The 12228-nt window shown below is 23.3% G+C and carries 7 protein-coding genes; all 7 read left to right on the plus strand.

Annotation, left to right across the window (positions count from 1 at the left end):
• Positions 1-2: 2 nt before the first annotated feature.
• The 7 genes from tmk to ACXX89_RS00935 all read left to right on the plus strand — a co-directional run bounded on the left by tmk (position 3) and on the right by ACXX89_RS00935 (position 12162).
• Entirely contained in the window at positions 3-644 is a 642-nt protein-coding gene (gene tmk / locus ACXX89_RS00905) for a dTMP kinase (protein ID WP_436359012.1), read from the plus strand.
• Positions 637-1488 (plus strand): hypothetical protein, encoded by an 852-nt coding sequence (locus tag ACXX89_RS00910; RefSeq protein ID WP_458557316.1) that lies wholly within the window; start codon positions 637-639, stop codon positions 1486-1488. The genes tmk and ACXX89_RS00910 overlap by 8 nt, the downstream gene beginning before the upstream one ends.
• A complete protein-coding gene (gene rsmI, locus ACXX89_RS00915) occupies positions 1475-2197 on the plus strand; it encodes a 16S rRNA (cytidine(1402)-2'-O)-methyltransferase (protein WP_458557317.1) in 723 nt (240 codons plus the stop codon). Before ACXX89_RS00910 ends, rsmI begins: the two co-directional genes overlap by 14 nt.
• A gap of 100 nt (positions 2198-2297) precedes the next feature.
• A complete protein-coding gene (locus ACXX89_RS00920; RefSeq protein ID WP_436359009.1) occupies positions 2298-4751 on the plus strand; it encodes a PTS transporter subunit IIABC in 2454 nt (817 codons plus the stop codon).
• Positions 4752-4859: 108 nt separating this feature from the next.
• On the plus strand, positions 4860-7121 hold the full coding sequence (locus tag ACXX89_RS00925; protein WP_458557318.1) for a DUF31 family putative serine protease: 2262 nt from the start codon (positions 4860-4862) through the stop codon (positions 7119-7121).
• Positions 7122-7137: 16 nt separating this feature from the next.
• Complete coding sequence (gene pepF, locus ACXX89_RS00930; RefSeq protein WP_458557319.1) at positions 7138-8958, plus strand: oligoendopeptidase F; 1821 nt, start codon at positions 7138-7140, stop codon at positions 8956-8958.
• A gap of 3 nt (positions 8959-8961) precedes the next feature.
• On the plus strand, positions 8962-12162 hold the full coding sequence (locus ACXX89_RS00935) for a hypothetical protein (protein ID WP_458557320.1): 3201 nt from the start codon (positions 8962-8964) through the stop codon (positions 12160-12162).
• The last annotated feature ends 66 nt before the right edge of the window (positions 12163-12228 follow it).

Consider the following 12228-nt stretch of genomic DNA (forward strand, 5'->3'; position numbering starts at 1 on the left):
TTATGTTTATAACTTTTGAAGGATTAGATGGTAGTGGAAAATCTACAATTTTAGAAAAATTAAAAAAATATTTTAAAGAAAATTATTCTAATTTATCTTTTGTTTATACAAGAGAACCCGGTGGAAATAATTTAAAAGAAGCAGAAAAAATAAGAGAGATTATTCTTGATCCAACCAACTCCATCGATGCAATGTCTGAAGCAGTTTTATTTGCTGCTTCCAGAAGATTACATTTAGAAAAAATAATTTGACCAAGTTTAAAAGAAAATAAAATTGTTATTTGCGATCGGTATGTAGATTCTTCAATTGCATATCAAGGTGCTGGACAATTAATCGGAACAAACAAAATTAAAGAATTAAACGATATAGTTATTAATGGTACATATCCAAACTATACTTTTTTATTTGATTTATCACCTGAAGAATCAAGAAAAAGATTGATTTCACAAAATAATCATTGTGACGATAGAATAGAAAAAAATGCTCTTGAATTTTTTCAAAGAGTTTATGATTCATATCATCAAATGGCAAAAAGTGATTCAAAACGTTATATAATCATTGATGCTTCAAAATCCGTAGAAACAGTTTTTGAGCAAGTAAAAAATAAAATAGATAAAATTTTGGAGTTATCAAAAAATGGATAATATTGCAAAAACTATAATTGAAAATTCTTTTTCTACAGGTAAAACCTTTCATTCATGAATTATAAATTCTCAAAATAAACAATTAGCAGAAAATATTCTGTTATTTTTAATTTCTAAAATACAAAACACAACCATTGAAAAAATAAACAAAAACTTTTTTCAGTTTACAAAGGAAAATCCTTTAGATAAAGATATTTTAAAAGAAGTAATTAAAAAAATGACTACTTCTGCAGAAAAAAACGAAAATAATATTTTAGTTATTGAAAATGTTGAAAATTTACATATTGCTACATTAAATTCATTACTTAAGTTTATTGAAGAACCTAATAAAAATACTTTTATTATTTTTACAACTAAAAACATTAAAGCTGTTTTAAAAACTATAGTATCTAGGTCTTTTGTTTTAAATTTAAAAAATCCAAAACATGAATTATTAACAAAAAACGATGTTATTAATGAATTATTAAGTTTAACAAATAATTCAAAAGATAAAATTGAAAAATTTATTAATTCTTTTGAATCAGAACTACATAAAATAAAAACTACAAAAGATTTTTTTAGTTTTTTAATTTTAAATTGGCAAGAAGAAAATCATTCCATTTTTTGATTTCTTTTTTTTGCACTTATTAAAAATTTAATTTTAAATAAGCATTCTTTTATTCAAAAACAAACTATTATTAATTTACAAAAAATTTTAAATTTAAGTTACAAAGATTATGAATTCATAATGTTAATGATTAATGATTTTAATGAAAAAAAACATTATTATGTTAATTTTGAACTTCAAAAAATGAATTTTATAGTTCGTTTAAAAGAAAGGTTTTTAAAAAATGAATGAAAATAAACTTTTTATAGTAGGTACTCCTATTGGAAATTTAAAAGATATTACACTAAGAGCTTTAGAAACTTTAGACATAGTTGATATTATCTTATGCGAAGATACAAGAGTAAGTTTAAAACTTTTAAATCATTACAATATAAAAAATAAAAAATTAATTTCTTATCACAAATTTAACGAAAAAGAAATTGCTAATAAAATAATGGATTATTTTTTGGAAAACAAAAAAATTGCTTTAATTAGCGATGCTGGGATGCCTAAAATAAGTGATCCTGGTTATTTTTTAATAAAAAAATGCTACGAATTAAACATTTCTTTAGAAGTTATTCCTGGACCAACTTCTTTTGTTTCTTCTTTTGTTTTATCGCCTTTTGAAGGAAATTTTACTTTTCTTGGCTTTTTAGCTGATAAAAGCAATCAAAGAAAAAAAGAGTTTAAAACCTTAACTGAAGGAAACTATATTGCTTATGTTTCACCTTATAAATTGGTTGCTACATTAGAAGATTTACAAACTATCTTTAATCAAGAAATTGAAGTTTTTTTATCAAAAGAAATAACTAAAATGCATGAAAAACACTATTTTGGCACTGTTGAAAGTGTTTTAAATTCTTTACCTGAAGTTATTAAAGGCGAGTGAACCATTTGTTTTAAATATAAAAAACACACAGAAAAACGCCAAAAGATTAACAAATATCAACAATTTTCCAAAAATTAACTATTTTTTGAATCTTTTTTAATTTATTTTACAGAATATAACATATAATTTTATCACCTAACTATACTTTATTATAGTAGGTAATTTTAGAAAGGATAAAATGAAATTTTTCTTTAAAACAAAAAGCAAAGATAAAGTAGTAGTTAATGACAAAAACTTTAGTGCAAAAGCTAAGTTGATTTTATCAAAAATTTCAGGTGCTTTTTTACTACCTATTGCTGTTATGGCGATAGCTGGATTATTTCTTGGTATAGGTGCTACCATTGAAAATTTATCATCAGGTGGTGGAAAAGTATTTGGGATTTTTATTAAACAATTAGGTCAACCAATTTTTGACGCTTTACCTTTATTATTTGCTGCTGCATTTGTAGTTTCCTTTACAAATGATGCAGGAACAGCTGTCTTTTCAGCTATTGTAGGATACTTTGTATTTTTAGCTTTACAAGTTCCTTTTATATCACCAGTTTATGAAACATTATCTAATAGCAGTCAAGTAACTGCTGGAAATGTTAATAATATTGTAGTAGAAGTTAATAAACAAGGAGAAATTGTTTATAAAGAATTAAAAGGTTATGTAGTTCTTTTTGGTGGTGCTGGTAGAAGTTTAGAATCTTCATTACAAATTGTAAAAAGTAGTTTTGGAATTCTATCTTTACAAACTTCCATTTTCGGATCTATAATTGTAGGTATTTTAATTTCTTATTTATATAATAAATTCTACAAAATCCAATTACCACAAATGATTTCCTTCTTTGGAGGAAAACGTTTTGTGCCAATTGTTTCAATCGTTGCTATGATTCCATTAACCTTTTTATTCTTGATCTTTTGACCATGAATAGGTGCTGGACTAACAGCATTTGGTAAACTTTTAAATAAAGCTCCAGTAGGTCTTGAATCACTTGTGTTTGGAATTATTGAAAGATCTTTAATTCCATTTGGATTGCATCATGCATTTTATGCTCCATTATGATACACAAATGTTGGTGGAGATGTGTACTCTTCTTTAGGAGATGCTCTTAAAGAAGGTGGTCCTTTATCTTCTACAAACTATGCATTACAAGAAAACTGAAAAAGTTACATTACAGCAACAGAACTTTATAAATTAATGGCTAAAAACCCAACTAAATGAGCTGGAGACTCTCTAATTTCAAATAGTGCTTTATCATTAGAATTTAACAATGTTGTTTATAATGTAAATGGAAAAACTGAAATTGCTCCTGTATTTACTTTCTTTGAAAAACAACTTGGAATTAAAGTAGGTAGATACTTACAAGGTAAATATCCATTTATGCAATTTGCTTTACCTGCTGCAGCTGCAGCAATGGTAATGGCAGCTCCAAAAGAAAACAGAAAAATAGCATTAAGTAGTGTTGTTCCTTCAGCACTTACTTCATTTGTAACAGGAGTTACAGAACCAATTGAATTTACATTCCTATTCTTAGCTCCTTATATGTTCTGAGGATTCCACGCAATAATGGCTGGATTTGCATTTATGTTTATGAACATTTTAGGTGCTCATATAGGTCAAACTTTCTCTGGTGGAATTCTTGACTTAATTATTTACGGAGCAATTCCTGTATTAAAAGGAACTAACTTCTGATGATGAGCAGTAATCGGAATTGCTTATGCTCCAATTTATTACTTTGTTTTCTACTTTGTAATCAAAAAAATGAATTTAGAAACTCCTGGTAGAGGAAGCAATACTAAATTATTTACAAAAGCAGATTTCAAAAATCAAAAAAGTTCAAAACAAACAACCAAATCTTCTTTAAATGCACAAGAAACTGAAATAGTTCTTGCTTTTGGTGGTTGAGAAAATATTGAAAGTTTTAATAACTGTGCTTCAAGATTAAGATATGATATTCTTGATAAAACAAAAGTAAATGAAGAAAGATTAAAAGCAGCAGGTGCAAAAGGTGTTAAATTTATCGGTGATAAACACGTTCAAGTTATTTTTGGACCAGTTGCTGAACAATTAAATTCAAAAATTAGTTCTCACAAAGGTGAAAAACTTGTTTTAGACAACGAAGAAAAACAAGAAAACGAAATTCAACAAGATACAAATAATAATATGAATTTAGATAACAAAGAAGTTGTTAAATTTAAAAATATTACTTCAGGTACTATTAAAGATATTTCTGAAATAAACGATGGTGTTTTTTCAGAAAAAATGCTTGGTGATGGTGTTATTGTTTCTCCAGATGCAACTAAAAAAATAGTTAAAATTTATTCACCATTTAATGGTGTAGCAACTACTGTATTCCCAACAAAACACGCTTATGGTTTAACCACAAAAGAAGGAATTAATATTTTAATTCATATAGGAATTGACACAGTTAATTTATCTGGAAAAGGTTTCACTTCATTTATTGAACAAGGAAGTGAAGTAAAAGAAGGACAATTAATTGCTGAAGTTGATATGGAATTCTTAAAAACAGCTGTTGAAAAAACTGATATTGTTTATATTGTTACTTCAGATTCAACAAAAACAGAAGTTATTAATAAACAATTGAAAAACTCTTCTAAAGATGAAATTGTCTTTGAAGTAAAATAAAAAACAAAAAAGAGATCATTTAAAATGATTTCTTTTTTTATGCTTTTAATGCTTTAAAAAAGAATTTTTTTTGGTATTATTTTATATTATTAAAATGAAAGATAACATATGAAAAAGAAAAAAATATTTAAAAACTTATATTCTATAGGTCTTATAGCAGTTCCTACTTTCTTAAGTGCTGTTTCTCTATCTTGTTCTGTTCAAAAGAACGAAAATAAAGAAAATCCAAGTGAAACAAACAATAAAGTAAATGTTATTAATTTTAACAATTTAGTTAAATTTAATAATTCTTCTGAGCAATGAGAATTAAATATTGAATTTGATAAAAATGTAAATTCACATTTAGAAATTGAACTACAACTAAAAAATGAAAATGAAGAAAAAGAGTTAAGTAGTGTTTCAATTATAAAAAACGAAAATTATGTAAATGGTAAAATTGCAACTTTTTCCTTTAAAAATAATATTATTCCAAATAAGCCATATTTATTAAAATCAATTAAACAAACCAATCAACAAAATGATAATTTGGAATTTTCCATAAAAGAAGAAATAAACAAAGAAATTGTATTTTCTAATTCAAACATTTCTTTTACAACGAATGAAAAAAATAAGGAAATTGAAACAAGTGATTTTGGTAATACTTTCAATTTAAATTATGACTTATCTTCTAATGATTTAAATAAATACATTTCATTAATTATTTATGAATTAAATAATGATAATATAATAAAAGAAGATTCTAAAATCACAACTGATAAAGAAATTATTAGCAAAAAATGAATAAGTATTCCAAAATTAAAGGAAAATACAAAATATTTAGTTAAATATGCATTAATTTACAATAATGAAAAAGATAGTGATTTTTTTGTCGCTAATCTAGAAAATAATTTTATTATATCAACTCCAAAAGAGATTTTAAATAAGCAAGATGTTGAAATAAAAGAAATTTATTCAAATTTACAAAATGATAAAAGAGTAATGGGTGAATTTTTAGAAAAACGTTCTATGAGAATTACTTACTTTGATGAATTATGAAATGTTTATAGCGATAAGGCTGGTAAAAGATCAGTATTATTTCCGTTTTCTTCAATAAATGGAACAGCTTGAGTTATTGATAAAGATCCTTCTGATTCAGAAAATTTAACTTATTATTTAGCAACAAATATTCATGTTACTAAAGTATTAAAATTTCCACAAGTTTATACAAATTCTTCGCAACTTATTAGTCAAAATAACAATTATAAACAAATAACTGAAGAAAAATTATCAATGCTTAATAATGTTTTTCAAGCTCAAGCTTCACTAAATTATGATGGTTCCATACCTGAAAAAACCTTTACAAATTTATTTCAAAATGAGTTATTTCTTTTAAAACCAAATGACAGTCAAGAATGAAATGATACTAATAAAAATCCAGTTAATACAAAATTAGTTTCTGACATTTTGAAAAAACATTTTTCTTATTACAATCCACAAAAAGACAATGGAGATAATTTTGGTTTCAATTATGACTCTCAAGTAATAAATACAAACTTCCAATCACCTTTCTCTTTTATAGAATCATATGAAATTATGGAACCATTACTTTATGATCATAACTTTAAAAACTATTGAAATCTAGATGCTCAGCATCAACCAACAATAACTAATTATCCAAATTCAGGAACTGATTTTTCAATAATTAAAATTAAACTGAAAAATAACATAGAAAAACCAGAAGCTTTTAAAGAATATGATTTAAATCCAACTTTAATTGGAAATATTCAAAGTGAAGATGGAAATAATTCCAAATTGAATCTAAATGTTTTTGGTTATTCTACAGTTGTAGATTCTCAACAAAATGCATTTGAAAAAAATTCTTTTATTGGAGAAACAACAGCTAAACGATATTTTAATGAATCTTTAATTTCTTTTAACAATTCAACAAATACATTTATTGTTGATCCAAAATATAATGAGTTTGTAACAAAAGAAACATCCATATTAAAAGAAAATATCAATTTTAAAAATTCACAATTAGAGGGCGAAGGAAAGTTTTACTATAATAATGCCAATTTTGAAAATATTTGATATTTAAACGGTGTTGGAATATTAAATTCGTTTTGAACTGGGAGTTCAGGTTCAGCAGTATTTGATAGTAATAAAATTCTTGTTGGATCCCTTTTTGCAACAAATGCTAAAAAACCAGGAACCATTGATAATGAAAATAGTAAAGAAAGAATATTATTTAGTGAAATAAACCCTGAAAATAAAGAAATTAACCCAATTTTATTTTATTTAAATACAAGAACTTCTGAAAATTCTTGACTAAAAAAATATTGAAATTCAATTCAAAAAATATTATCCAAAGAAGGTTATAGAAAAGATTAAAATTTAAGGAGAAAAAATGAAAAATTATAAAAATTATAATGAAATACCAGAAAAATATAAATTTGATTTAGAATTTATTTTAAAAAATAAATCAATTCAAGAATGATTAGATGATTTTGAAAAATATTCTATTCCAGTAATAAAAACAAGTAAAACTAAATTTGAAAATATAGATAAATTTATTGAATATAAAGAAAAACAAAAAGAATTTGATTTATATTTTTCACAAATTTATAACTATTTATCTAACAAAAAAAATACTAATTTAGTTGAACCAGTGGTTTCAACTCATTTTGGTTTGCTGTTAAATAAATACTCAGATTTTATTAAAGAACTTGGTTCTGAAGAAAATGAGTATTTTAAAAATTCACACAAAATAAATGAATGAAAATCAGATCCAAGATTTCAATTATATAATAAAGATGTTGAAGAGATTTTATCTAAAAAAGAACATAAGTATGTAGACGAAGTGGAAAATTATATAACACAAACATCAAAAGGAGAGGTTTCTTTATACCAAACTTTTGCAATTTTAAGAGATTCTGAAACTAAATTCGATGAAATTATAAGTAAAAATAAAAAGTTTACCTTAAATCAATCTACTTACTTTTCATATTTAAAAAGAAAAGATGAAAATATAAGAAAGCAAGCATATACTAACTATTTAAATGGTTTTTTAAATCATAAACAAACTTTTAGTTCCTTACTTGAACAACATATAAGAAATAAATCTACAGATGCTCTAAATAGAAACTATAATTCTTTGGTTGAAAAAGAAATATCCAATGACAAAGTTCCTTTAGAACTTTTAAATAAACTATTTTCTATTGTTCAATCAAACTCAAATTTATATGATCTTTTTTACAAAACTAAAAAACAATTTTTTAAACAAAAATATAATAAAGATTATAAACCATGAGATTCAATGCTTCCACTTGTAAATATTAAAGAAAAATACTCAGTAGAAGATGCACAATCTTTACTTTTTGAAGCAGTTAAACCGTTGGGAGAAACTTATTTAAATAAAGTGAAAGAAGCAATAAATCAAAGATGAGTTGATTATTTAACAGTTCCTAACAAAAGAAGTGGAGCATATTCAATCGGAAGTCATTATTCACTTGAAAAAAAATATATCCTTATGAATTTTAATGGAACATTAAATTCAGTTGCTACTTTAGCACATGAAATGGGTCATTCAATGCACTCTTGATATTCAGATCAAAATCAGCCTTATGAACACGCAGACTATCCTATTTTTCTTGCTGAAATTGCATCAATTTTCAACGAACTAATGCTTTTTGATTATATGTTTACTAATGCAAAAAATGAAAAATTAAAATTTCATTTGCTTGAAAAATCTATTCAAGATTTTCTTTCAACAGTAGTAAGACAATGTCAATGAGCTAATTATGAATATGAACTTTATAAAAATATTGATAATTCTGTTCCTATGAAAACTTTTGAAAGTTTTGAAAAAATTTATGTTGATGTTTTAAACAAATATACAAATATCAAAAATAAAGAAAAAGTAGGAAATAAAAGCAATATTTATTCAGTAATTGTACCTCATTTTTATTATAATTTCTATGTTTATAAATATGCTATTGGTTATATAGTAGCAAATATTTTCTTCCAAAAATATAAAGAAAATGGTGTTCAAGAATTAGAAAATTACATTAATAAATTTTTAAGTTCTGGTTCCAAAGATTGACCTTTAAACATTTTAAAAGATTCTAATATTGATTTACTCGATAATAACACTTTACAAAAAGCTTTTGACTTACTAAATAATAAAATTAAATTATATAAAACATTAGGTAAGAAAATTTTTAAATAATTTATGAAAAAGAAAATCTGAATTTTAACAAGCACCCCTTTATTTTTAACAACTTTAATTTCTTGTCAAAATAAAGAAATAAATAAAAATGAAGACAAAAATTTTTATATTATAGATGATATAAAATATAAAAATTCAAAAAATTCTTCAGTAGAAATAGAATTAAAATTAAATTCCAATATTAGTACAACAAAAGAAAATATACAAATATATTATAAAAATTCTGATAATCAAGAAATATTAGTTAATAATTCTTTTATAAAGGAAATTCCTTTAGAAAAGAATTTATTAGTATTTGAAATAAATAACTTGACATCCAATTATGAATACTTTATTTATAAAATAATAATAAATAATCAAGAAGTAAATTTTAATAATTTTAGTACTAAATTTCAACTAGAAATAGCAAATATTGAAATTAATAATTCTTCAGTTTTAAATCAAAGAGAAGAAGTTTCTAATATCAATTTTATTCTTAACAATACTGAATATCTAGAAGAATCTAACCCAATTACTATTGTTGAATTAATTGATGAAGAACAAAATACATATTTATTTGAAGATATTTTACAAAACAATATTTTAAATATAAATTTAAATAAAATCTTATCTTCAAGTTCAAAAACATTAAAAGTTTCAAAAATAAATTTTAAAGATTTAAAAAACAAAATAATAATATCAAATGAAATTTTAAATACTAAATTTACAACTAAAAAAATTAGCAATGAAATAGAAAATAAAGAAGATAATTTTGTTATAGATTTTATAAATTTTAAAAACATTACAGAAAACAGTTTTTTAGTAATATTCCATTTTTCAGAATTTAATTTATCTAATGAAAATCTAAAAACTTTTAAATTAGTATTAAAATCTAAAAATTCTGATGAAGAAGAAAAAGAGATAATAGTAAGTAATTACGAAGTTAATTCTCCTTTTATTGAAATAAATGTAAATGAATTAAAAAGCAATACTCAATACTATATTGATTCTTTTTCTTTAAATAATAAAAATTTAACTATAGAAAAACTTGTAAAAGAAGTAACTACTGCAAAAACTACAATAAAAAACTTTTCAAGTTCAGAATTAATATTTGATGAATCAAAAAATCTTTATTCAATAAAACTTAGTTATGATAAAAACCAATTTTATATTCCTAATAATGCTGTATTTTCCGTGTTTTTATCACCAACAAGTGAAGAAAATAATCTTATAGAATTAACTAATGAAGAAATTTCAAGTGACAACTCTTTTGTATTTTTTAATATAAAAAATCAAATAAAAAAAGGTGTTGAATACAACTTGATAAAAATTCTTTATGAATCAAAAGAAATTTCATTCCCACCTTTATCAATTTTAATTAAAGATAAATTATTTTCCTTCCCAAAACCTGATATTTTAGAAAATAAAACTTTAACTCAAAGTGGTAATATCAATAACCCTAAAATTATTTTTGATAAAAATATTTTCCCAAATAGTGTCCTTCTAGAAAAAACTGATAATAATTTAAATCTAGTAAAAAATTATTTTAATATTGAAATGACAAAAATATTAAAATATATTCAAGGGACTTTTAAATTTAGTGATGAGTTTCCAAAATGAACAAACTTTAGTGATTTTAATAATCCTATTCCTGCTGAAAAACTTTTATCTAAAATACCAGATTTACAAGCAAGATTCAAAGAAGAAAATAATATTTATAAATACGTTAATAAACTTATGCCTATTTTTATTCAATATCAAGAAATTAAATTATCAGGAAACAAAAAAGAAGCAACATTAAAACTTAATTTAAAAAACTTTTTAAATAAACCATTTACTGATAAAAAAATAGGAATTACCTTTGATTTTAGAAAAAAAGATGATTCTTTTGAAACAAAAATTTCTCAAAGAATACTAATAAATTTAGAAGAATTATTAAATAATAAAAATGTTTTAAATAACGAATGAGTAACTGAGTTTTTTGAAGAACCTTTTGTAAAATTTAATTATAATATCGATAATGATTCTAATTTAATTATAAAAATTAAACCAAACGATGAATATAGTGATTATATTCCTGATTTTAGTTTCACTCAAGATGAAACTAAAATTGAAAACAATATTTTTATTTCTAAATATAATACTTTAGTTGATGTTTCATATTTAACAAAAGATGAAGAAGATGAAAATTTCTCACTTGTTCCTGAAACTTATCAATCAGATTTACATGCTAAATTAAGTTCTAATGGACAATATTATTCAAACAAAATTAATAATCCACTTAAATTTAGTAATGGTAAAAGAATTTTAGAACAAGAAACCGACACAAATTTTCAAGAAATTAGAAAAAGAGTTTTTGTTGTTGGTGGTGGAACTTCAACTATGCTTGCAAAAGTTAAACCCAACGATCCAAATGATTATAGATATTTTTTCATAACAAATAGACACGTTAGTGACATTTTAGAAACAAGATGATATGATTCTAGAGTTTTAAAAAAATTTTTAATTCCAGATTTCAACGATTCCAAGGTAAATAGTGCTAATAGTGAAATTTCAATAAATGTAGAAAAAAAATGATTCAATTTTAATTTTTGACAAGCAATAAATCAAACCAAAAGAGATGAAACAAAAGAACAAGATTCAAATAGAAATAATGCTGATATATCAATATCTATAATTGATATTGAACCAATTTTAAAACAAGCAAAATTAGAAAAAAATACCAAAATTATCAATTACTTAAATGAATGACAAAAATTAAAACCACTTAAATTAAGCAAAAAAACTAATTATATTTCCCAAAATAATTATGTAAAATTCTTTGTTAGCAGTTTCCCACAAGATCCTCATCTAAACTTTTCTGGTAGAAGATATAGAGAACATATTATTAATAGAATAGAAAAAGTAACTATAAATGATCAAGCACAAGAATTTGCAAAATATGGTTATTTTAAAACTTTTATTCAATATGATAACAACAATAATAACGATAAATATGATTTAATTTCTGGAGCATCAGGAAGTATAGTTTATGATGAAAGTGGAGAAATGGTTGCTATCTTTATGCAAAATACAGGAGATGATGGTTATGGTTTCGGTTTTCTTTCTTCCTTGGAATTTGACTATTTCGGTTTTGAAACTTCTAGCAACCCTAATTCCTTTAAAAATAAATTATTAAAATCAATAGAATTAGAACCATCAAAATTTGAAATGATTGAAATATAAAAATGCGGATTTAAACATGGACACAAAAACTTAACATTATTTTATAACGTCGCAGCAAATTGTTGC

It is taken from the genome of Mycoplasma sp. 1012 (genome assembly GCF_054343455.1).